Source organism: Bacillus sp. TCT6 (assembly GCF_056033845.1).
The window spans coordinates 24223-48922 of record NZ_JBVYHX010000003.1 but is presented as its reverse complement, the minus strand read 5'-3'; the positions used below and the strand labels follow the sequence as shown (position 1 = coordinate 48922).

The following is a 24700-nucleotide window of genomic DNA, read 5'->3' as shown; positions in this document are numbered from 1 at the left end:
TCATTTTTATCTCTCGTATCCATTTTCAATTTGTTCTTGTAATTGTTTATATTGTCGTTGGTTCTTCCATTTTTCATATTCATTATTCATATGATAGTTCATATTTTTTAAGCTTCTCATAATGTTGGTACGTTGTTTAAAACCAGACCGTATACGTTTACCACGAGAAAAAATATTTTTTCTCTTTTGAAATTTAGCTTGTTGTTGTTCTTTTGCTACCTGCTTCATTTCTTTTAAAACAGCGTTCCCCAATCTAGTATATAATTCATTAACCTTTGTATCCCCAAATTGGTTATAACGTTTTTTATCTTCTTCCCTCCCTCCATAAGCTTCTTTCATAATCTTCATTTCTTCTTCTAATTTCTCTTTTAATTCTTTAAACTCTTTCTTATGGTATTTCTCTATGTACATATCATTTAATTGATCTATCTTATCCCTTACATGGCTAATAGAGTTATAGTTATACTGCCACTGCTTTTTATCTTCAGGTAGCTCTTTCGTAATTTCAGCAAACAACTTTTTCATTTTTCTTTTTTCAGAAAGCTGCACATCTTTTTTACTTTTAACAATTTTATTCCGTATTAAATCATTAATTTTTTTGTACTCTTCGCTGCGATCCATAATGCTATTTACTACTTTTGATTTCATTGCATCAATTGATTTTTGTTTTCTTTTCCCTCGATGCATTCCTTTAAATCTGCCTTTGGAAATTATCCTTCCGGCACTCGGTACTGGTTCGACCATTGCGACATGAACATGGATATTATCCGTATTATAATGAATGGCTGCTGACCAAATTGCTGTATCGCGTAATCGTTCTTTCGTCATCATGACATCCATTGCTTTCCTTGTTACATCTTTTAATTTTTCTTCATCTAGCATTTTGCTTTCCGAGTTATAAATACCGTGTTTCTCTAACCATTCATTATCAAAACTAATTACATCCTGCCACAAAACACTTTTGTTTTTTTGTGCCGTTTTAAAAGCCTCTTTCAATCTATTCTTACCATCTAGTGAAACTACGCCTTCCTCTTTTGTAAAAAGTGAAGATGTTTTTTCCTCGTTTCCCATATAATCTTGATAAGAACTAAATTCATTTTTTTCTTTCTCAACAGCATCTTTTCTTCCGATATAATCAATGTAATCCCCGAATTCTTTATCTTGATTTTTACTAAAATCATTTTTGGAATATACGAATTGACTTTTAATTACTACACCAGGCGTATTCATATATTACCTCCCTAATTTGAATCACTTGTACCTTTTTCTCTTTCTAACTTTTTCATTCGAGCATTTGAAATTTGATCTTTAACAAATTCTTCTGCTTGTACCATGCCTTTAGACATAAACTGATTTGTTGTAGCCAATCGCTCAAATCTATTTACTGTAAAATAGTGATTTGCAAATTGTAATAACATTCTTGTATGTTTATCAGTTAGATTTGTACCAGCTCTAATTCTTCCTAAATCTTCATGAATAACATCTTTAACTGCTCCTTTAATTTGTTCTAATAAATCATGATTTTGGTTTTGATGTTCAACAATAATTCTTTCTAATGCATGGCTTGGTTTAATTCCTTTTTCTTCTGCATATTCCTTTATATAAGCAACTGTAGTTTCATTTAAATAATAAGTCTTATCCATCTTTTTCTTAGACATACTTAAGCCCCTTTCACTATTTTTATTTATTCATTTTCCAATTCAATATCTTCAATAACTTGTAACATACGATTCATAGTTTGTGTGTTTTGTTTTATGAGGATCATGCTTTGTTTTTGTAATTCTATATGTTTATCTTGTAAGTCTTTCATATCTTGAAGTACAGCAAGATTACTAATGTATCTATGCAAAAATTCCTGTCTGGAAATCTTTTTTGCCTTAGCTAGTTCATCAATTCGTTTCACTAAACTAGCATCAAGATCACGGATTAACACATTCATAGGGGAGACCTCCAAATTAGTGATTTTAATTGCAAAGAGCATAAGGGTTTTTTGCTATCACCGAAGGTGACAGGTTAGGCAGAGCCTAACAAAAACGTGATATCATGAGGAAGAGAAATTCAATGTGGTTTCAGTGTGGTTTCAGTGTGGTTTCAATGTATTTTCAATGTACTATCCAATGTAGTTTCAATGTACTTTTTCCAATCTATTTTTGAACCACAACACTTTTTATAATGGCAAAAAAAATTATCTGATAAATTTTTAATACAATCAAAAAATTATCAGATAATTATATTTGTAATGTTTATACTTCTTTCTAACTTCTAAAATATTTTAATTTCATTCTGCTAGATTAAACTTTTTACGCTGATCTTCTAATTTCTTCTGAAGATTTTTCTCTTTTGCTTCTAGTTCTTTTATTTTGCTTTCTAGCTCTAATTTTCTCTTTTTATATTGTTCTATTTGAAGCTTTCTTTTTTGAATTTCTGATTCACTTTTTTCTTTTTCTTCCTCAGTTTGATATGCCTTATTTGCTTCAATCCTTTCAATTTCATTTACAATTTTATCTGATAATTCATCTTGTAATGGGATTGTCTTCTTTACATTTTTTATTTCTATCTTTACAGATTGTAATTCTTCTTCCGTTTCATCTTGAGCATACTCATTAGCATTTTTTCTTAATAGTTCTTTGTTTGTTTTTATCTTTCGATAATCTCCTGTTAAAACGATTTTCTTTTCTTTTAGATTATTATTTTCTGCTTTTTGAATTGTTCCACCTTCGTTAGTTGTGCTAGTTTCAAATGAATCAATCTCTGCTTTTTCATTTACAAATAAACCTATGACATTATATTCTTTTGGCACTTCACTGATTTGGATAACATACATATCCCCTTGATTAAACACAACTTTCGTTGGTAGTTCTTTAGCATTCCCTTTTTGTTTAGCTGTAAAAGATAATTTTGTACTTACATACGTTCCACTTTTTTCTCCTGTTTTAAGGTGAACTTGCATTATGTCTTTATCTGGATTGTACTCCCATTTTTTTAGATAAATAGTAGTATAATTCAGTCCAGGTAACGGACGATTAAATTCAGTTTGAACAATAGGATCGTCATTAAACATAAACTCTTTTGATGTTAAGCAAATGGTTAAAACAGCAACAATTCCTATCATAATAGCATAGTAAATTTTATTTTTATTACTTCCAACTTTAAATGCAGACAAGCGAAATCCTCCTTTTATTTAGTGATTGGCAGATTGACTTGCTGGAAATGGTAATAGCTGTCTAGGATCAAAAGAAGTTCCTTGTTTATAATCATTTCCTTTCCTAGCTTCAAAATGCAGATGTGTTCCAGTTGAGTCTCCTGTATTTCCTTGTATCCCAATCTGTTGTCCTTTTTTTACATCTTGTCCAGTTGTTACATTTAATCCATCCATGTGCGCATAACGTGTAAACACTCCATTAGGATGTTGAATTGTAACCATGTTTCCATACGAACTAGATAAACGAGCATCCACAACTTTTCCATCCCCTACAGCACTAACTGGTGCTCCACGATACGCCACTAAATCTATCCCTGCATGAAGTGTTCCCCAACGACCGCCATAATCACTTGTAACAACATAATTGATTCCCACAAAGGGAAATTGAAAGTCTCCTTTCATATTTTCATCCACTTTAATTTCTCCTGTTCCTCCACCCTCTACAACCTCACATTGCATTGCTCCACCTAATTCTTGAGCAATTTTTGTAACAGTTGGAATCCAATATTTATTAAGCCCACCAGGATCATTGTCTGCCCCGACTGGTGCATACTTCCCACCGATTTGATCAATAGTTGTTAGCCCTTGTGAGATATAAAGTCTATTTAAGTTCCCTGCCATATATACAAGCCCTTCCTCCAAACTTGAGAAGATTTGTAAGGTTTGCCAGTTCGTTTTTGGGTCCATTAATCCGCCGGGATTATTTTTATTAACGACCGCATTTGACTTCCCGTAGCCCGTTTCATGAAGTGCAATAGCTGCTAATAGTACTGGATCAATCTTTGCTGATTCAGCTGCTTTCATAAATCCATCTGCATGATTAGCAAACGCTCCAGATTGATTTATTTTTGCATCAAACTTCGTACGATCAACCTGTCCTGTTAATTTACAACCAGCACCTATAATTAATCCAGAACCCCCTCCACTTCCACTGGAGGACTTATGAGAACCAGATATTGATATTGCTGATATGGCCCCAATAAAAAGGACTCCTAGTATTAAAACACCAGGAATCCCAAGCCATAAAAGAATCTTTTTAATTATTATTTTTTTAATATCCATGCATTATAAACCACCTTCAAAGAGGTTTATTTCATCTTCGGAGGCTTCTACTGTCATTGTTAAGTTCTGCACACCTTTAATGGCTAAAACACATTCTCCTTGCTGTAATAATGGAATTTGCCTTAACTCACTTTCGGATAACTGACCTTGGAAAATGTACCTTAGCGTATCTAATGAGTTCGCATCTTGCTGTAAGACAAACTTATACTGGGTTAGTTCAAATAGTGTTTTAATTTTAATTGCTACCTCATTATCCTTTGCATCTGACACAAAATCTCGAACTGATTGTGAAGCAAAAAGAAGCCCACCAAAATACTTACGGGCTTCACGCGCAAATTCCAGTATAAAATCTACCGCAATTGGGTTACTCGTATTAATCGTTAAATGTGATTCATCTAAAATAACTAACAAACGTCTTATAAGATCAAAGTCAAAGCCATCTTTATAAATTCCTTTACGTTGCGGTTCACCAATTTGAATGAGGTGATCCCAAATCAAACTAAATGCATTATACATTTGGGCATTAAAAACTTTTTTCTCCAGACTACGTAATGATTTTACAGAGAAGAATACAACTTGTTCATTTGTTAGGTCTTCTAACGTTGTATGTCCATTAAATAGATGACCGTATCCATTTACAATATCATCAAGAGCTAATTCGATTTTCTCTAGCCTAGCTGATCTAGAAAGGGATAATCCAGGGTTAATAATTCTCTCTTCCACATTCGAGTACAGCTCTTTCTTTACATATTCGAGTAATTCTAAAAAGATAGGATACTCTTCATTTTTCAAGTTAGTTACACCTGTAGTTTTTATTTTTTCTAAGAATCCTAATGATTCATAGAACTCTCTAAGTACTTTTTTATACTCCTGGATATCCGCATCCGTAACTTGTGGAGATAACAGACAATAAAAAGTAGCTGCCTTAGAAAGATGTTGTAAGAAAGAATGTGTCTCTATTTCTTCCATTGTTTTTTTATCTTCATCGTCTATCCTTGAACGATAAATTTGCAACGGGTTAATTAAACCTTGTGTACCATCAAGTGCCACCATTTGCCCGTTTACTTCTTTAATTAACGTCTCAAATTCTCCTGTTACATCAAATCCCCTAATAAAGTTATTTCTAATTTTATTATCTAAAAACAACTTTTTCAGAAGTGTACTTTTCCCTGAACCCATTTCTCCAATGAGTACACCGTTATAGTATCTACGTTGCTTATCTTTATGAAACAAATCAAATAACACGCTACCACCTGTAAATGTAGTCCCTAGATAAGATCCTCGCGGATCACGTAATTGCGCATAATGAAAGGGAAGCCCAGCGGCTAATGTAAGCCCAGGCATTCCCTTTCCTTCTCTCTTATTTGCGTATGTAATTTGTTCTTCATACGGGCCAAATAAAGCTTTCCACTCATGCTCTTGCTCATTTAAAAGTACCGTCCCCTTAAAGCTTTGTGCCTCCAGCTCCGTTAAAACGTCTCCAACACTCTTCTCTAATTCTAAAGTCGTTTTTCCATGAACGTATAAACGAACATGAACTAACTTAATGACTTCTCCTAATTGTGATATTTGGTGATATAGTTTGGTTAACTCATCATGTTTTTGAACAGCATCTAGTTGAGCAATCCCTTGTTTTTCATTACTAAAACGCATTTTTTGTTCTAACATAGACTTATTAATATTGGTTACGGTCTCACTTCTCTCCATTGTAGAAACATCTGTAACCACTATAACGTTCTTCATTGTAGTAATCGTCTTCATCCACTTTGCATCTACATTAGTAGGATAGTCAACAATGTGAATACAAGCTTCATAACCGTCTCCTTTTCTTACAAAGTTATCACCAAATCTTAAACCGCCTTTCGGTTGAATCTTTGCAAGAAATTCTAAATCAGGTTTCTGTTTTTGCTTATTTTCATCTTGATCCCCCTTCTTTTTCTTTTTATCTAACATTGGAATGATATTAGCTAATTCAAACGCCATGATTAGTCCTCCTTACAATTTAGAATTTTGGTTATTTAGTACACACAGCACATCAATTTTCTTTTCTTTTGTGATTCTTACTAATGGAAAGGAATTTTTAAAATGGTTCTCTGCCATCCTACGTCTTTCTGATAATTGTTCTTTATTACTACCATAGATAAATAGGAAAAACTCCCTATCCGTTCTCTTTTCTTCTAAAAAGTTCAATTCAAATAATTTACGATCGATATATTTATGATTAATAGGATCTTGCGTTTCTTCTCTTTTTTTCCTCCAATACTCTTGTTGGATAGATGTATTAGAAGGAAAATTTAAAGATACTTCTTTATAATCATACGCATAACTCCGCATGTACCTAACCCTTTGATAGATCATCATCATTTCATCCGATTCATTTAGGGTATTTAAATCAGTAGTAGTAATTTGTAAAATATCCATGAATCCGTTTTTTAGAACAATATGATTCCCCTCATACCGTACAAAAGGAAGCATGCTTATCGTTTGGTTTGGCACTCGAACCTTTGGCTTTTTTTCTTTTTTTTCTTTCTTTATATTCTTTTTCGGTTTCTTTTCTTTCTTTTTTATAGAAAAAAAACCAGATTTCTCTGGTTTTTCTTCATCTGTTATTACAGGTACAACTATTGTTGGAACACCTGCAGCATCATTTAATTTTGGCTCCGTACTCATTTCTCTTTTCCTCCTTATTTTCATTCGAGTATTTAGATTCATTTTCTATCGCATTAGCATCAATAGAATGATAAGTAGTTTTATTACGTTTAATTAAAAAATATAATGCAACATAATTTCGTTTTCCTGGATTGGTGGAAGAACTCATAACCATAAAAAGTAAAGCGCCAAACCCTACAATATAGTAGGGAATGGCAAACCAATTATGAACAAATTCACTGCCCACATTTAATAGGAACAATGTTCCTACGCCGATGATGGATAAATCCTTTGCGTACAGTGAAAAAATTAACTTGATAGGTGATTTTATTTCTTTAGGGATTTCATAGCTCAATTACATCTTCACCTTTCTATAATTTAGTACTTACATATCTTCATGAACGCTAAACTTTTGTTCAGCATTATCATCCAAACGCTCAATTTGTAATACAGTCTGTTTATTATTTTCTTGTAAGACACTTCCTGTTTCTTGCTTCACATGATTTCTTTGAATTGCTTCTGTCTCTTGTACAATCTCAGTCTTTTGAATAACCTTATTTTCTTGCTGAACGACTTTCTTTTGACTCACTGTCGGTGCTGAACCCTGTACACTTGGTGCTGGTTGGCTCACTGTTGGTGTTGAGCGCTGTAGCGCTGGTGCGGATTGACCCATCACTGGCGCTGAGCCTTTTACTGCTGGTCCTGGTTGACTCACTGCAGGGGCTGAACCCTGTACACTTGGTGCTGGTTGACTCACTGTCGGTGTTGAGCGCTGTAGCGCTGGTGCGGATTGACCCATCACTGGCGCTGAACCCTGTACACTCGGTGCTGGCTGACTCACTGTCGGTGTTGAGCGCTGTAGCGCTGGTGCGGATTGACCCATCACTGGCGCTGAACCTTGTACGCTTGGTGCTGGCTGACTCACTGTCGGTGTTGAGCGCTGTAGCGCTGGTGCGGATTGACCCATCACTGGCGCTGAACCTTGTACACTTGGTGCTGGTTGACTCACTGTTGGTGCTGAACCTTGTACACTCGGTGCTGGTTGACTCACTGTTGGTGCTGAACCCTGTACACTCGGTGCTGGTTGACTCATTGTTGGTGCTGAACCTTGTACACTCGGTGCTGGTTGACTCACTGTTGGTATTGAACCCTGTACACTCGGTGCTGGCTGGCTCACTGTCGGTGTTGAGCGCTGTAGCGCTGGTGCGGATTGACCCATCACTGGCGCTGAGCCTTTTACCGCAGGTGCTGGTTGACTCACTGTTGGTGCTGAACCTTGTACACTTGGTGCTGGTTGACTCACTGTTGGTGCTGAACCCTGTACACTCGGTGCTGGTTGACTCACTGTTGGTATTGAACCCTGTACACTCGGTGCGGATTGGCTCACTGTTGGTATTGAACCCTGTACACTCGGTGCTGGTTGGCTCACTGTCGGTGCTGAACCCTGTACACTTGGTGCTGGTTGACTCACTGTCGGTGCTGAGCCTTGTACCTTCGGTGTTGGTTGACTCATTGTTGGTGCTGAGTCTTGTACCTTCGGTGTTGGTTGGCTCACTGTCGGTGCTGAGCCTTGTACCTTCGGTGTTGGTTGACTCATTGTTGGTGCTGAGCCTTGTACCTTCGGTGTTGGTTGACTCATTGTTGGTGCTGAGCCTTGTACCTTCGGTGTTGGTTGACTCATTGTTGGTGCTGAGCCTTGTACCTTCGGTGTTGGTTGGCTCATTGTTGGCACTGAACCTTGTAGCGCTGGTGCGGATTGACTAGGCGCTGCCTGTATTTTTGGTTGGTTTACTACTGGCCCGTTTCCAGCTCCTTGTCCCGTTGCTGGAATCGCTGGTTGTGATTCATTTGCTTTTGGTCCACTCACAGCCCCTTGTCCCGTTGCTGGAATCGCTGGTTGTAATCCATTTGCTTTTGGTCCACTCACAGCCCCTTGTCCCGTTGCTGGAATCGCTGGTTGTAATCCATTTGCTTTTGGTCCATTCGCAGCTCTTTGTCCCGTTGCTGGAATTGCTGGTTGTGATGGAGTTGCTTCTGATCCGTTCACAGCTCCTTGTCCCGTTGCTGGAATCCCTGGTTGTGATCCATTTGCTTTTGGTCCATTCGCAGCTCCTTGTCCTGTTCCTGGAATCGCTGGTTGTGATCCATTTACTTTTGGTCCATTCGCAGCTCCTTGTCCTGTTCCTGGAATCGCTGGTTGTGATTCATTTGCTTTTGGTCCGCTTACAACTCCTTGTCCCGTTGCTGGAATCGCTGGTTGTGATGGAGCTGCTTCTGATCCGTTCACAGCCCCTTGTCCCGTCGCTGGAATCACTGGTTGTGATCCATTTACTTTTGGTTCGTTCACAGCTCCTTGTCCCGTTGCTGGAATCGCTGGTTGTGATTCATTTACTTTTGGTCCATTCGCAGCTCCTTGTTCTCTTCCTGGAATCGCTGATTGTGATCCATTTGCTTTTGGTCCTGCTGGATGTGGTCCTATCGGTCCGTCATATTGGTTTTTCATTGGTGTAATCTTATCAATTGATTTTTCACCGTTCTTTGCAGGTTTCTTAACCCCTGCCTTTGATCCTGCTGATTTTGGACCTATATTTGATTTAACCGGTATTGGTAATGGAATATTAGACTTCCCTCCATCAAATAACGATTCCTCATTTGTTGAAAATCCACCAGGATTAACGTTGGAACCATTCTTTCCTTTTACGTCTTTATTATTTCCGCTACCGATTGAAGATGTACCTGGTATTGCTTCTGCACCACCTCGACCTTTTGGGTTTGTCTTATCTTTCTCTTCTGAATCGTCAGGGCTATCAATAGCACCCCCATCGCGAGAAGGTGGCGGACCATTATCTCCATCCTCATCATTATCATTATTATTATTACCATTTTTCATATCAAAATTGTTTAAATCATTATCTCCAACACCTGGCATCCGTGGACCTGCTGGTTCTTCTTTCCCTCTCAGCTTATTAATCATACCTGCTGTTCCTGTTGCCCCTTTTTTCACCATTTTCCCTGTCGCTTTTGCAACATCAAATCCAGCCTTGGCAGCCATCATACCGCCCATCATGGTCTTCCAGCCACTTTGTAAGCCTGCATCAATGCCAAGTATACGTTCAACAATATTTGGCCCATCTATTACAGCCCAAGATCCAGCAAGAAGGAGTAGTGCATTTCCCCAACCCATAAAGCCAAAATCTTTTGTAGCTAGCCATCCTATATAAAGGGAATATATTTTTAAAAGTAACGCCATACAAAAAATGACTGCATAGCAGCTAAAAATTTCATTTATTATCTTTTTTAATCTTTGACCGCTGCTAATATCAGTTGCGGCTACTAGTGCTCCAAATATATTATGAAAAGCCAATTCATAGATAATTCGCCCAACCTTTACTATACTAATTAGTAATGCAAAAGCAGTAACAGTGAGTGAGAGTAACACCGATCCCCAATTTAAGCTCCATCTATAGTAAGCTTCTTCGAACACATCAAACCATCCATTATCTAGCTTTTCTGTTTCAAGTTTATTATCATATGAGAGAACTAACTTGCGGTTTAAGGCATCTTCTGCCTCACCGCTCGCTAAATCTGCATCTACTGTTTCATTAAAATCAATATGTTTAATATTTTCTTCCGAGATACCATTAATTCTTTTTCCCTCTGGATCGGCCAATTTAAAATCCGTCTTAGCATAAAAGTTAAGATCTGCTAAATTACTTTTAACAATACTTGCACCTAACGAACCTGGTGTCCCATGTAGGTCTTTTACACCAGCACTTGCAATTTTATTTAGGTTGTCCATTAAAATTGGACCACCCACAAGAAATAATATTGAAAGTAATCCATTTAATATAACGTTCGTTCTTTTTTCTATTTTATTAAACATCAGTTGGTAACCAACTGCTATTATGGTAACAGTCAAAATTGCCCATACTACTAAACTCAATTCGTTCCTAAGATTATTTATTTCCGAATATTGAAAGAAATCATTACTTGTAATAACTTGTACTACTACCTTTTCTACAATTTCATTTATATAAAGAAGTCCCCATAAAAGCCATTGACCTAACCAACGAAATATATTACTCGCAATCCCGTTCAAGTCTAATATATCTTGATATTGAATTAGTATTTCTTCCTTAGTCAATTCATTCACCTCTATCTATAATCGAATTGAAATATCATTTTTTTTCTTTTGTGCGAACTTACAAGTGAAAAGTATTACTATATAAAAAAGAAGGAGCAGTATAGTAGCTGGTCCTTTCACTGATAAAAATTGTTCATATATATTAGGTGTCATTAAATCGAGCATAACTGGCATTGCGCCAACCATACCAATAATCATATAGATTGTTTTTGCTTTACCTTTCTTCTTACGATGTAGATCATCACGCTTTGAGATTTCAAAGTTCATACTTTTAATAACTCGGCCAAACATTTCCCTTGCTGAACCACCTTTTTCATCTTTAATCTTTAAAATTTTATGAAATTGATTCAAAGCTGGGAAATTATACTTTTCAAAGTGTTTTGTATCTAATTTTGCCTCTTCTTCCAATTTAGCTAGTGTTTTATCAATTTCTTTTTGAATAGAAATATCTAATGTTTTCTTTGTTTCTATTAAGCTATAATATGGATTTTTCCCCGACTGCATAAAGAAAGACATATTAGTTGCATACTTTAATAGCTCATTTAATTGAAATTGATAAACTCTGACTTTCTTATTTGCAACAGTAAAGGCAAAGAACCATATTACTGAACCCAAACTACCTGCAATTATACTTATAGGAATATCCTTCAAAATTATGTATACATACCCTGTATGCATAATAAATAAAAATGCTAACCATCCTACTATCGACCATCCACTAAATAGCAACCTTGCTTCTTGCCACAAAGATAATTTTTTCTTTTTTGATTTTGCCACTTTTATAAACCTCCTTTAATAAAAAAAGAACCTATTCTTTAGAATAAGTTCTCAAAATAATTATTTATCTATTGCCTTTTTAATTGTGTTGCTAAATTCTCTTTTTTCAAAAGCTCTCGTATTTCCACTAAAATTAGTTCCTGAACCATTAACTTCTTTCCCATCCTTAAAAACTGAATACCTACTTTTTGGTTCAGTTATACCTATACTCTCAAATTCGTCTCTTGTTTTACTTGTTACATTTGGATTCCAGCTTAAATCTTTTGGCGCATCTTCCCAAGAAAAGAGATACACTTTTTTATCCGATTGTTTTGCATCATAATCTAAAACTTGTTTTGCATTTGAATTTTGAAGATCTCTATTATGAGCCATCATTACAAATACAGGCTCTTCTTTTTTAACTAATTTCATTAATTCATCATATGAAATTTCCACTACTCCAGCGCTAACAGACTTCTCATTCTTATTAGATCCACTACTTATTCCATCTGTATCTTTAGAACAGCCACTTACAACCATTATAGATAGAATTACTAGTGCAATAATCCAATTTGATTTTATAATTTTCAACTCAATCACTCCAACTGTATATTTATAAATCTATATAATTATAGTTTACTAAATTTACAGCTGCATGTACTAGACTTATTCTCATTTAATTGAGTCAAAGAATTGATTTACTGCCTCTTTAGATTGGTATCCTACTAGCCTATTTACCTCTTTACCATCCTTAAAATGAATCAATGTAGGCGTTCCCTGTAAACCATAATCACGCCATCCTTCTTTGAACTCATAAGCATTATATAAACTAAATTTCGTATTAGAGTATTTTTTTACCGTGTCCTTCAAATTAGGCTCTAGTGCTTCACAATATGAGCATACTGGACTAAAGAAATAAACCACTTCATTCTGTCCAACTTTCTCATTTTCCTTTAATTGCTCAGGCAAAATTATATTTTGGTAAAACGGATCTTTCTCTGCTTGGTCTAAAGTTTGCATAGACACTTGTTTGTTTACGTATGGACTTGCTTTTTGTTTTTGTGCACTTTTATATGTATCAAAAGCCATAAAAGCACCAAAAGCTACAATAATAGCTGATAACATGAAGATTAATCTTTTCATCATTTATCCCACCTAAATTATTTGATATTAACATGGTATCAGCTTTTTTTAGCTCTATTCTCTCAACAAACTTTCAGGATAATTTCATAAAACTTGCAAGAAACTCCTATTTTTCTGCTTTCTCCTTAAATACATCTGGTAGCAAATGATAGAGCTTAGCATCTCTCAACAACTTTATCGTCCGTTCTGAAATGGGTTGTATCTTTTCAATTGTTTCATACTCTTCTAATTCTGGATTCCATTCATTTTCTCTCTGGTATATGTGTCGATATACAAGGCCTTTATCATTATATTCTATGAACTCCACGAATTCCTTTATCTCACGTACAACACTACCATTTACATTTTCTTTGCTCATTTGAATTCCATATGGCAATAATTCCACAATATCCCTTGCAATTGTAAGATCATCCGATTTAGCATACGATGGAGCTTGTTTCATCATTGGAATATATCGACTCGGAATAGCTGCTGCACTCTTGGCATGGAGAGTTGTAATGATAGAATGACTCGTTTTGACACTATCTAATACTCCAGCAGCCTCAACGCCACGAGTTTCTGAAATTAAAATCCAATCTGGGTTATTACGTAGACCAGCTTTATTTAAATCCCATATATCTATCTTTTTTTCCCTATCATCACCAGTTAGGGTTATTAAACTACTAATGTCTTTATGTGGATACAATTCTTTCAAGTGACTATCTGGTGTATCCTCAATTAAAAAAATCGCATCATCATCATTCATAAATCCTACCAATAGCTTTTGTAATTCTGTTTTCCCCGTACCCGTTGCACCACTAATTGTGACATTACCCCTTGCCTTCATTAATAATTCTAAGAGTACTGCTACATCCTTATTAACTAGTCCTGATAAATCAGGAATTGCTAAATGTGGTTTACTCACACGTATAGCGAATGTACCACCGTTCGCACAAACTGGATGTATTGCATTCACTCGCAAATTCCCAAAGGCAGTATCTAATATTGGATTACTTTCTGTAAATTCATCACCTTGAATATCAGCAATTTGTTTTATCAAACTTTTCACTTCTTCTTGCGTTGGTTGCTCTTTAGGTCTATATCTTCCAGTCATTCGATTCTCTATTACTAAGAAAGAACCATTCCATTTCATATCCGTAATATCTTTATCCTTCAGATATACTTTTAAAAAACTTTCTGCTAAAATTTTTTCTACCCTTTGCTGTTTTTGCATTTGGATATTCATAATTCTCATTTCCCTTCAATTAAAATGTAATGGCATTTGAAATTTGATTCATATAATAGATAAAAATTATCCCTGCAAATCCAGCAACAAAACCTACAGCTAAAAATAATGCGGGCACAGAAAATATATCCATTGCTTCGACCTTTTTATCAACTAGCTCATTAACTTTATTTTCTTGAATACGATCAATAAACATTTCTAACTCTTGTAAAGCTTCTTTCTTTACCCCGTACTCACTAAATTCATAAATAATACTCATAACCATATTTGCTTCACTTGTCCCAACAAAGTCAGCAAATTCTATATAATGCTCCCGATTATTACTCTTTTCTATCTTTTCAACTAATAAATTTAATTGCGCTTGCATCGGTCCTTTTAAATAGGGAGCTGTTTCTTTTAATGTTGTATAAACATTCCCGGAGGTACCTAATGAACCTAAAAAATATCTCAAAAACTCTGGAAACAAAAAGGTTTTCTCTATATTGGCATTTGTATTACGCAGCACTAAACTAAAATAGTTATATTTATTGGCAGCTATTACGACTATTGGTAATCCTAAGAAAAATATATATTTTTGTGTGAGCATTACAACTAATGTATAAACCATAAAAATTACTACAGTTAACATCCATTTTGTAATCAGATATGCTTTTTTATTTAAATTAAAGTATTCTAAATACATTTCTAAATGTTTTTCACGCAAAATCTCTCCAAACATCTTCTTTCACTCCTTTTTAATCCATAAATAATAAAAGGAAGGGAATTATCCCTTCCTATCTCGCCATTTCCAAACTATTTTTTTCTGTTTCTAATTTCTTTTTAATATTCATATCTATATCCCTTGTTTATATTAATCATCATTTGAAACGTTATCCCAACCATCGCTCGCAACAGTAGCCCACTGATCCCTTACATCAATTTCGTCATACTCTGCATTTTCTTCACGTTCCTCATATTCTGCAGATGACTCTACTTGAATAAAGGCTCCCTCCGCCGTCGGTTTATAACAATCAGATTTTTTTGCTCTTTCTCGCCATAATTCAATTACCGATTTAGGTAAATACTCATTTAATTGACCTACTAGTTCTACTTTTGTTTTTAAAGATAAATAGGAAGCAAATACAATGAACGATAAACATTGTTGGAATGTGAATTCATCAAAATGAGTTTCCACAATACTTAAAGCAATATCTGCTCGATCATGAATAAAGTCCCCTAACTCCGTCCTAATAGTGTCTTTTATCTCTAAAATGGCATCTTTCGGCATTAAATCCTTCATTAATACATAACTATCAGTCTCTGATTTTGCAGTATATACGATATTTTCTAAGATAATATTTTCATGTTCTGAAATAATTGGTAAATTCAATACTGACTTTGAATTATCAAAATCTTGACTTAAATACTCGTAACGAGCTTTAGCTGCAGTTTCATTACGATTATAAATTGGCTTTGGTACAATTTTTCCAAACTTATTATCTTGCCTTTTATTTACACGTACGACTACACTTTCACCCTCCTGTAATCGCATTAATTCATCTGGCATTAATAAATAACGTTCTTTTGTACTTTCACTTGTACTCTTATCCGTAGATAAGAATTTACCACTTCGAGTATAGTCTTGAATTGTCTGTTTCCCTATTAAGGCAGCATAGTGCTCCGCTGTAGATTTATCCATTGTTAAGATATAAATTTGGTTCGAACAGTTACCAATAATAGTGTCAGCTTCATCCCCATATAAACTCTTAACTTGTGAATATGCTTGTAAAACTAAATGGAAGCGGAAGCCTTTACCAGCACCAACCGTAATCATACCGTCCATACCATCAATGGCTGGCATATTTCCGAATTCATCGAGTAATACCTGTACTTTTCTTTTCATTTTTCCACTTGCACTCATTGTCGCTTTTTCAGCATTGACACGATATGCCTGACTCACAAAAATCGAAGCTAATACATGATTTGACTTGTCATAATCAGGTGTCACCATAAAAATTGCTACTGGCTTATCTCCAAATCCAATCTCTGTTAAATCTAAAGAATTATAAGATGTCAATTTAGCATTTGGTGTTAATGTAAAAATTTGCAGTTTATCCATTGCATTACTGAAAATACCAGAACGTGTATTACCAGCGGCAAAGTTACTCGTTGCATACATCATACGTGCTGGATCATTTTCATCTCGTGCTCGGAAAAACATATCTAGTGCATTTTCCCCTGTTTCCTCATTGTTATCACTTCCTTTTGTCGCAAGGAAGTTGGCTACAGAATACATATTTACTCTTTCTTCTTTTCCAACTTTTAATGAATCTTTAGTAATAGCTAAAATAATTGCGGTTACTAAAGATTTTGCAGAGTTATTCCAGAAGGGATCTTTAGCGTTTGGATCATGATATAAAGAGAAAGCTACGCTATTAGCATACTGTTGAGCCAAAGCAGTGTCGCCTTTTTTATACGCTTCAATGACTAACTGCAGGGGATTAAATCCCATTGATTTTTTCTGTTGCATTAAGTTAAAGATATAAACTTCATAACCCCGTTTTTTCAATGTTTCATAGCTAGCCGCAGCAATTTCACCCTTGGGATCATTAACAATCATGGAATCTTTTTCTTCCGCACGAGAAATTACATCGACTGTTGGAAAAACGTATCGTTCCCCTTTACCTGATCGGGATATACCAATAACTGCTGTATGTACTGGGCCTGTATCTAGCATAAGTTGATATTTCTTTCCTTTTTGGAGAGCAGAAACAATTACACCACTTCCCCCTTTGTACTCTTTGTCGCTTCCTGGTACAACCTTATATTGCTTCAATAATTCTTTTGGATCTTCAAACTCCGCACTACCATGCTGATTCTCATTCATTGTTGCGTAATTTGTTTTCATGCTGTAGCAAAATTTTAATAATCCAAAGAGAGTAAGTGCATATGCACCTATATAGAAGGTCATGATGTCACGTTGAAAATTGAAACAATCCTCCAACGAAAGGTGGAATAAATCCATTGCTTGCATATTTTGATGAGCAAATTCTTTAAAGACCACTAATATATTTTGTAAAAATGCTAATAAGAAATTAGCAAAGAAAAAATTAAAAAATAAAACCAAAATACTAATAAGCATTAATACTTTGGTTTCGGCTAATTTATTTATTGACTGTTTCACAAGCGTCCTCCTTTCCTATCTTCTTAAAACTGAAACATAATTGGACGTTTCTAGCGTTTGCTCACGATATACATTTATATATTTGTAACGATACTGAATTTCGATAACAGTACCAACGGGCTGTTTTCCAGAAACATTAGCACCCTTCTGATTTTTAAAATTTAGTTCATACCCTTTAGAACGTAATCTATTAGCTACCCCTTGAATTTTTGGAGTTACGCCACCTTCTGAATCAACCATTTGCTGAATCTCGGTGGTTACTTTCATAAAAGCATTTTGATGAATAGATTGGATGCTTAAAAACAATTGAAAGGGTAAGAAAATAGATATGAATAAAAGCAATGAAAGAATAAAACCTTTCAGTTCCCCCATGTCACAACTCCTTTCTGCCTTACTAATTAGATACCTTATTTAAAGATAATCTCTGTTCGGCTTGTGAACGGACTTCTTTATCTTCATTTAATTGCTCAATTTTAAATTGAACACTTTCAATCTCATGCGACTTCTCCGTTGGTTTTTCAGCATGATTTAAAAATACATAACTAATTCGAATATCATTACCATGATTCTTTTGGACTTTAATCACTTCTGATACTAAATTAGCGACTAATTCTTTTGGATCTTGTTCAATTTTTTGTGATTCTCTTAATTGACCCACTGCCGTCGTTGAAAGTAATGATTTTACTTCTGTAATAGTCCTGGTATTACTATTTTGATTTAAACCAAATATGGAGGCTGCTAAAATAATACATGCAACACTTACGATTACGAAAAAGTATTTAAATGGCACTGCCATAGTATTTCATCCCCTATCTTTCTAACGCCCCAAAGTACTCTCGTTAGAGCGTTGTTTCACTATTGGCTGTTTATCCATATTTTTTTCATATTGCTTCACAATCTTAATTAAATTCGCATTAAATTCTTCAGTTGCCGTTACTAAGGTAGTTCTATTAGAATGTCGAGGATAGAAAACCATCGGATCTTCGCCACCTGGTAAAGAATTAACCTCCGCATCCCTAACGATAATTTCACCTATCTGAAACGACACTTTCCTTGTCATATCATTTTCTTTCTTATAAGAAAGCATCTTTATTTTTGTTGGTTTACTGTTTTTATTAGGAATCACTATATCTTGATAATCTTGATTTTTCGGTGTTTTTTGAGCAATATGTTTTAAAAATCCTTCCATTCCTCGACCCACTTCTACAAACGATTTATTAGTTTCTAGCCCTGGAATATTCACGCTTCCTGGTGGATTATCAAATGAAATGTTATGAAGTGTTACCCCTTCATAACTAACTTTAAATTGTGTACGATCAATACTTTCTTGATCCGAACGATATAAACGGTTAATTACTAATCTCTGCTCTAATTTTGGTGCATCTATTAAGTTTTTATCCCACATATTATGTTTAATGGCTTCATAAGCTTTTTTAAATTCCAGCCTATTTTTTTGAAGATATTCATTTGTATCTTTTACATCTTCTAATTGATACTTAAATGACCTATAATTTAAGTTTTCTTCTTCCAATGCTTTCTTTATATTCTCATTAGCCTCAATTCCAGCCTTATCATTATCTGTCGCTATAATGAATACTTTGTCTTGCAAGGCTTCTTTATTACTTTTTATATCTTCTATTACCTTTCTCCACTTTCTTGATCCTGTAAGAGCGTATATACCAACACCAGAATCTATTTCACGAAAGGAATATGCATCTATTGGAGATTCACCAATTACGATATGTGATGCCTTCTCTGGAATATCTTTAAAATAATCCTTTGCATTTGATTTTGGATTTACTTGTAATTGAATTTCCTTTTTAGCTAAATTCGGATCGATTGTTGACCGTAATAAAATTCTGTCAATCATGCCGTCATCACCATAGATTGGAAGAACAATATTTCTTTTAACCATATCTGGAATGGTGGCATAATTTATCTTTTTGCCTTCATTTTGCATCGTCTTCTTCGAGTAAAAAATATTAGGAGCGATTTCGAACATTTTCTTCACAAGCTTTTCTTGCTCCAAGTCTAAGATAAAGGCTTGTGTCGTGTTTCTGCTCATTCCCCTAAAATTCTCAAGACTCTTATTTTCTGTATTATATTGAATATGCTTTAATAACTTAGTTACCAAATCTATTTCTTTTTTTTGTTCTGGTGTAATCTCAGAATCTTTAACATCTTGTTTCCCTTTCCAAACATTCACCTTTTTGTTTTCTTCATATTCAAACACAATAGATGAACCACACACGTTTTCACGGTTACATTGTAAAAATTGGGGATTATTTTTATAAATAAAGGCTTCGGGTTGTTTACATTCTGGACAAGTGCATAAAAAATAACGCCCGCGATTTTGAGCGTTAACAGCAGCTAAAGCTTCCTCGACATTTTGATATGAATAAGTCATTACTTCTGAACGTGCCACCAAGATTTACCTCCTAAAACCTAGTTTCTGTTCCAGCAGCTATCTCACAAAATTGTTTTTCCTCTTCTGATAAACCTTCACGTTTTGCTTCTTCTTGAAAGAATTCCCTTAATACCTTCTCAACAACCCACTTTTCCACACTTTCGGCATTTACAAAAGTTGAACCATTAAGAAGTACTTCTGTCCATTTATTTTGTAATTTTTGATTAATATTCTCATGGACTTTTAGTGATTCTTGAAAATCAGTTTTAGCACGCCATTCAAATAAATAATCTTGAAATGAATGATATACTGGGTTATTAGCTTGTATTACTTTTAATCTGGAACGATTTATAGAAAAATAATTTGCTGTTACAAAACGAACAAATTTCTCGAAATTTTCTACACTTCCAAACCATTCTTCTTTATTTTTTACAACTTCCTCATAGCTTCCATTTAGTAAATTATAATAATGTACAATATACTCGTAAGAATCAAACATAGAAGATACAATATCCTCAAGTTGTGAGAAAAAACCATTTGAAATCTTTGCATATACGCTTTGGAACAACCTTTCCGATTGTTTTAATGAAAATAAAAAATCTGCCTTTTTCTCAAATAAATCCCGCTTCAAAAAGATAAACGAACGAAATTCTTGATTAAGAAATGCCTGTTTTTCTTCCTTTGCATAATCGCCTAGAATTTTTATATATTGCTTTTTTATATCATCCGTCCATACATCGGTACGCTGAAAGGTATCTTTAATTTGTTGCTCTATTGAGTTCTTATCAGAAAAGGAAATCTTAGAATCCAACAGAAACTTCCCGTTTAAATATAATCCAAATCGTTTCGGCTGAATCTCTTGTGATCTACTCTTTACTTTATGCCGCAATTGAAAAATAATATCCTCAGCTTCTTGTAAAAAGTAGCTTTTTGATTCATCAAGTTCCCTAAAACGTTCACCTTCCGTTGAGAATTTTATAATTATCTCTCTCAAAATCACTCCCTCCTTTACTTTTCACACCCATTAATTAAATTTTTTTGATATATCCACTCTTCTAATGTAAGAAAATCATAAGTATCCTCTTGCAAGTTCTCTTCTTTATATAAATCCTCAAAATAAGAATTAAAAATACTGTCTTTCGTAATTTCTCGTTCTTGGAAAAAAATTTTTTCTCCCCCAAACAATCTATTGGATTCAGTATCTACGTATTTTTTCACTATTTCTCTGAAATTCAATTCTGGTAATAATTTAAATTTAACTTTACAATGTACACTTAATAAACGTGTTTCCATTTCTTTAATGGTATTCCACTCTGGGTATCTGAATGTTATATTACCTTCTTCACCTACAAGTAATTCGAAGCTTTTTGTTCCAGCATCTTCAGCAATTAAGAAGCTTCTTCTTTTCTCTCTAACATCTCGAATAAACTCTTGTGCATCTTTATTACTACATAAATGATATGTATATGGTTTTTTTTCACCATTTGCTTTAATTTGTACAATTTCAATCAATCCTTTACCCATACTATGATTGGGATAAAAATCAATTTTTAATCCATTTTCTAAACACATAAGTTGGACACCCCCGTTTTTTTGTAAAAAAAATATAAAGAGGTCATACGACCTCTTTATCAACCGAATCCTACTACTTGTCCTGATAACCAAGAAACAATAGCGATTCCAAGATATACAATACAAAATCCTTTTACTACATTGATCATCCAGCCTGTACATTGTTCTTTTCGCTGCGGATCTTTTGAAACCATGTAAATAATACCAATAATAACTAAAATTAAACCTGCTAACGCTGGCGCAACAGGTTTAATTGTGTTTGTAAAATTACCAATCGTTGAAATAAATTCATTCATAGAATTTTCCTACCTTTTTTTAAGATTTTACTAGTGAACCAATTGAGTCCACATTTGCAAGCATTGTTTCTTGGACTAGCTTCTCATGTGCTTCATGGAGCCAATCATAGTAATTAATACCCTTTGCTGCCAAAATATTTTTCGTAGCAATTTCCATTTTTTTAAATGTTGGTGGCTTTTGTACTTTCGGCTTTTTTACCTGTGTTTCTTCTTGAATTGGAGTGTTGTGGTTTTGATATTCCGTCACTCATATCACCTCCTTTCAATGAATTCATAAAAAAAGACCGTTTTCCTAAGGAAAATGGCCTTTTACACATAAATTTAGTTATATACCTAAATTAATTACTTTCTTCAATTGATCATACAAACTTAAAGTATCAGTCTTTCTAAACTCAAACAATTTTTCTGCTGAGTGAGCCTTTGTAATCGCATTAATCTTAGGTTGCTGATCATTCTTTACATTCACTTGATGGGGATATGATGCAATTTCTACCGTTGGATCATGTTGCTCTACTACATAAGCATCGTCAACGACACTCCCCACTAAATAGCGTTCGAAATTAAATTTTTGTCCAAATATTAAAGTGGCATCATTTAAGCCCATATTTGCTAACAAAACCTTATTCTCATACGGTTGTTTGGCTTTTAAAGCTGAATCAGATGAAATAGGAAGGTAGTAACGATTTAGGTTTATTCTTGATCCATACAAACCTTCCTTGCTATTAGAATCTGCATGTAAGAGTGTATCATTGAATTTCTGTCCTGTTTGCTGTTCATAATTCTTTTTAGCTTCTTGATTTACAATGTTCTTAATTTCGTCAGCTGATGGTAACTTTCCTTTACCCTGTTCCATATCTCGCAAATACTTTGTATAAGGAAACGACTGAATAAATCCTGTTTGTTTTCCGACAAAGAAATAATCAGAAGTCCAATTTAAAGTATAGCTACGTTTTGTATCATTCACTAAGCCTTTATCCTTCATATTCTCTAGTTGAAGAGGTAATGCATACTTCGTATACGCATATGGACTTTGATTTTGATATGTACTTCTTAAACTCTTATCAACATCAACAGCGTAATAATAGCTATTCGCTCCATTTTTACGTTGATACATGAAAGACTTAGATTTTTGGGAATCAGTGGGTAATTCTACTTCATATTCCATCGTTCCTGGTGAAATATCAATCCATGATTGCGTAGGTAAATTATTATCATCTTTAACCTTTGAAGTTGCAGCTTGTTTAAATCTTTCGTAGTAATTTTTATTAAAGACTACTTTCGTTTTATCCTTGCTCATATCAATTGCTTTCTTTTTACCTACAATTAGATTGCCACCCTTTTCACCAGATGCTCCGTTGCCAGTGATATTTTGTAAATCTTTAGCGCCAGTCACATTGAACATTTTTTCAAAACTTGGGTCTACTAAAAGTCGGAGGCTTTCACCATAATGTTTAACTAAATCAAATACTTTTTTATATGGTTCGGACCAAACGGCTATTGTATCCTTATAGACCCAATCAAAGCAATCACTACCTTGTTGATCTTTACACATATAATTTTCACTGTAATGATTCGTATATTCATAAGAAGAATCATATTGTATATTCTTATTTTGTAGGTTTTTCAAATCTAATAAAAGTGCCATCGGTTTATCACTTTGCTCCGAAAAAACACCATTCGTACTTATACGATTTAAGACATTTCTAACCGAATAATGTTTACCTGTAATTTCAAAATTATTACTTGCATATATTTGACTCGGTTTAGCTGGATCTACACGTCTAAGCTCCCATAAATAGTCACCTTTTGCCATTCCTTCTGTAGATCCTTCCATTTCTACAATCCTAGTTGGATCAGTGAGAGAACTCTTATACGTAAATGTAAAACTCAAGTTGTTTTCTGGAGCTTTTCCTTTATATTGCTGGTTTAAAGGTGCAGCAACATAAGGATTATTTTGTGAATCCTTAAATACTCCTTTATTTTCTGGAGTATAACTATAATCTGAACCTATCTTCATCTTATGATGATCTTCTCTTAAAATTTTATTAGACTTAGCATCTACATGCTTTATGTCTACTTTAATAGAGCAAGTTTGGTCCAAGTTTACAATTGAACCGTCTGGACAAGTTTTTTGACCAATTTTATAGGATAATTCAGCTGGTTGGCCTCCAAATATCCAATACGCACTACCAGCCCATCTTGTTTGTCCAGCTTCTTCTGGAGAGCTTACTCCATACCATACAACGGTATTCGATTCATTTTGCGCAACCCTTTGATACGTTTCATTTATAGTAAAGTATCTTCCACCAGACCAACCTGTTTGACGGGGATAATTCCTTCTTACTACTCCATCATTCGCCATAACTAAGTTTCCAGCATTTAAACCAGAATCTAATGAAATTTTACCAAGACTGAAATCTAAATCACTAAATTGAAATGGTACTTTTAAATAGTCCCAAACAACATTATTTTCTACCTTTTTAATAATCCTTAGATTCCATGTATCTTCTGTAGTTCCATTAGGAAATAGTTCGTTTAAAGGGATGTGCGCAACAAATCCTACATTATGATAATACATGTTACACTCATCGTTACTTTTGTTATAAGCATCTTTGGGACATGCATTATAAACTTCCCCTGTACTGTTTTGTCGGTTGTACTCCAAGTCTTTAGAGGCATCTAAATCCGTCATTTCAGCTTGATAAATATAACTTTTACCAGTCCGTTTATTCAACGCCCATAAATACGTTTCTTGATTGGAAGCATTATGCTCATGATACCCTACTAGCGCACTCCAACCTGTAAATTCTAAATAAGGTTGCGTTCCTCGTCCATAATCCCTGTTGGTTATTTGCCATTTAGGTTTTCCATCAACACCACTATAAACATCGTATACTAACTTTCTACCACTTTTCCAAGCCTCTTCCTTTCCTCCACCTTCTCCAGGAGAAACGTTATGAGAAGGATAGGGCGAATATGCCGCCCCATATGTAGGGTTGCTAAAAAAACTTAAAGCAAAAAGAAACGAAAAACCAATTACCATTAGCAAATGTTTTACTTTCATGTTTCGTTTCACATCCT

At 34.5% G+C, this 24700-nt stretch carries 23 protein-coding genes; all 23 read right to left on the bottom strand.

The annotated features are described in order from the left end of the window. Nucleotides 1-6 precede the first annotated feature (6 nt). The gene (gene mobP2 / locus AC0ONG_RS29010) at nucleotides 7-1230 is read right to left on the bottom strand and encodes a MobP2 family relaxase (protein WP_474205203.1); all 1224 of its coding nucleotides are present in this window, start codon (nucleotides 1228-1230) and stop codon (nucleotides 7-9) included. 11 nt (nucleotides 1231-1241) lie between these two features. Beyond that, on the bottom strand, nucleotides 1242-1658 hold the full coding sequence (locus AC0ONG_RS29005; protein ID WP_061666125.1) for a hypothetical protein: 417 nt from the start codon (nucleotides 1656-1658) through the stop codon (nucleotides 1242-1244). 26 nt (nucleotides 1659-1684) lie between these two features. Further along, nucleotides 1685-1939, bottom strand: coding sequence for a ribbon-helix-helix protein, CopG family (locus AC0ONG_RS29000; RefSeq protein WP_097889110.1), 255 nt, complete (start codon nucleotides 1937-1939; stop codon nucleotides 1685-1687). Between the two features lie 339 nt (nucleotides 1940-2278). After that, nucleotides 2279-3163, bottom strand: a complete 885-nt coding sequence (locus AC0ONG_RS28995) for a coiled-coil domain-containing protein (protein ID WP_098033771.1) — start codon at nucleotides 3161-3163, stop codon at nucleotides 2279-2281. Between the two features lie 18 nt (nucleotides 3164-3181). After that, nucleotides 3182-4264 (bottom strand): peptidoglycan DD-metalloendopeptidase family protein, encoded by a 1083-nt coding sequence (locus AC0ONG_RS28990; RefSeq protein WP_098033772.1) that lies wholly within the window; start codon nucleotides 4262-4264, stop codon nucleotides 3182-3184. 3 nt (nucleotides 4265-4267) lie between these two features. Further along, a complete protein-coding gene (locus tag AC0ONG_RS28985) occupies nucleotides 4268-6247 on the bottom strand; it encodes a VirB4 family type IV secretion system protein (protein ID WP_098295800.1) in 1980 nt (659 codons plus the stop codon). Between the two features lie 12 nt (nucleotides 6248-6259). Continuing rightward, entirely contained in the window at nucleotides 6260-6934 is a 675-nt protein-coding gene (locus AC0ONG_RS28980; RefSeq protein WP_474205199.1) for a hypothetical protein, read from the bottom strand. After that, nucleotides 6909-7268, bottom strand: coding sequence for a DUF5592 family protein (locus AC0ONG_RS28975; protein WP_474205197.1), 360 nt, complete (start codon nucleotides 7266-7268; stop codon nucleotides 6909-6911). Before AC0ONG_RS28975 ends, AC0ONG_RS28980 begins: the two co-directional genes overlap by 26 nt. Before the next feature lie 30 nt (nucleotides 7269-7298). Next, nucleotides 7299-11057, bottom strand: a complete 3759-nt coding sequence (locus AC0ONG_RS28970; protein WP_474205195.1) for a pLS20_p028 family conjugation system transmembrane protein — start codon at nucleotides 11055-11057, stop codon at nucleotides 7299-7301. A 15-nt stretch (nucleotides 11058-11072) separates the two neighbouring features. Beyond that, nucleotides 11073-11834: a hypothetical protein gene (locus tag AC0ONG_RS28965; RefSeq protein WP_098295457.1), complete on the bottom strand. Its 762-nt coding sequence runs from the start codon at nucleotides 11832-11834 to the stop codon at nucleotides 11073-11075. 60 nt (nucleotides 11835-11894) lie between these two features. Next, entirely contained in the window at nucleotides 11895-12413 is a 519-nt protein-coding gene (locus tag AC0ONG_RS28960; RefSeq protein ID WP_474205193.1) for a hypothetical protein, read from the bottom strand. Between the two features lie 72 nt (nucleotides 12414-12485). Beyond that, nucleotides 12486-12956 carry a thioredoxin family protein gene (locus tag AC0ONG_RS28955; protein WP_474205191.1) on the bottom strand — a complete coding sequence of 157 codons (471 nt, stop codon included), beginning with the start codon at nucleotides 12954-12956 and terminating at the stop codon, nucleotides 12486-12488. 106 nt (nucleotides 12957-13062) lie between these two features. Then, a complete protein-coding gene (locus tag AC0ONG_RS28950) occupies nucleotides 13063-14181 on the bottom strand; it encodes an ATPase, T2SS/T4P/T4SS family (protein ID WP_063539227.1) in 1119 nt (372 codons plus the stop codon). 19 nt (nucleotides 14182-14200) lie between these two features. Next, nucleotides 14201-14899 carry a flagellar assembly protein FlaJ gene (locus AC0ONG_RS28945; RefSeq protein WP_474205188.1) on the bottom strand — a complete coding sequence of 233 codons (699 nt, stop codon included), beginning with the start codon at nucleotides 14897-14899 and terminating at the stop codon, nucleotides 14201-14203. 132 nt (nucleotides 14900-15031) lie between these two features. After that, nucleotides 15032-17344: a VirD4-like conjugal transfer protein, CD1115 family gene (locus AC0ONG_RS28940; protein WP_474205186.1), complete on the bottom strand. Its 2313-nt coding sequence runs from the start codon at nucleotides 17342-17344 to the stop codon at nucleotides 15032-15034. A 15-nt stretch (nucleotides 17345-17359) separates the two neighbouring features. Next, the gene (locus tag AC0ONG_RS28935; RefSeq protein ID WP_088338473.1) at nucleotides 17360-17716 is read right to left on the bottom strand and encodes a hypothetical protein; all 357 of its coding nucleotides are present in this window, start codon (nucleotides 17714-17716) and stop codon (nucleotides 17360-17362) included. A gap of 22 nt (nucleotides 17717-17738) precedes the next feature. Then, on the bottom strand, nucleotides 17739-18140 hold the full coding sequence (locus tag AC0ONG_RS28930) for a hypothetical protein (protein WP_474205184.1): 402 nt from the start codon (nucleotides 18138-18140) through the stop codon (nucleotides 17739-17741). 21 nt (nucleotides 18141-18161) lie between these two features. Beyond that, entirely contained in the window at nucleotides 18162-19769 is a 1608-nt protein-coding gene (locus AC0ONG_RS28925) for a toprim domain-containing protein (protein WP_474205182.1), read from the bottom strand. A 13-nt stretch (nucleotides 19770-19782) separates the two neighbouring features. Further along, a complete protein-coding gene (locus AC0ONG_RS28920; protein WP_240678688.1) occupies nucleotides 19783-20751 on the bottom strand; it encodes a hypothetical protein in 969 nt (322 codons plus the stop codon). An 8-nt stretch (nucleotides 20752-20759) separates the two neighbouring features. Then, nucleotides 20760-21323 carry a hypothetical protein gene (locus AC0ONG_RS28915; RefSeq protein WP_098801175.1) on the bottom strand — a complete coding sequence of 188 codons (564 nt, stop codon included), beginning with the start codon at nucleotides 21321-21323 and terminating at the stop codon, nucleotides 20760-20762. A 59-nt stretch (nucleotides 21324-21382) separates the two neighbouring features. Beyond that, nucleotides 21383-21619 (bottom strand): pilin, encoded by a 237-nt coding sequence (locus AC0ONG_RS28910; RefSeq protein ID WP_001001740.1) that lies wholly within the window; start codon nucleotides 21617-21619, stop codon nucleotides 21383-21385. A gap of 19 nt (nucleotides 21620-21638) precedes the next feature. Beyond that, nucleotides 21639-21866: a hypothetical protein gene (locus AC0ONG_RS28905; protein ID WP_063539017.1), complete on the bottom strand. Its 228-nt coding sequence runs from the start codon at nucleotides 21864-21866 to the stop codon at nucleotides 21639-21641. A 78-nt stretch (nucleotides 21867-21944) separates the two neighbouring features. Then, complete coding sequence (locus AC0ONG_RS28900) at nucleotides 21945-24683, bottom strand: hypothetical protein (protein ID WP_474205179.1); 2739 nt, start codon at nucleotides 24681-24683, stop codon at nucleotides 21945-21947. Between the last annotated feature and the right edge of the window lie 17 nt (nucleotides 24684-24700).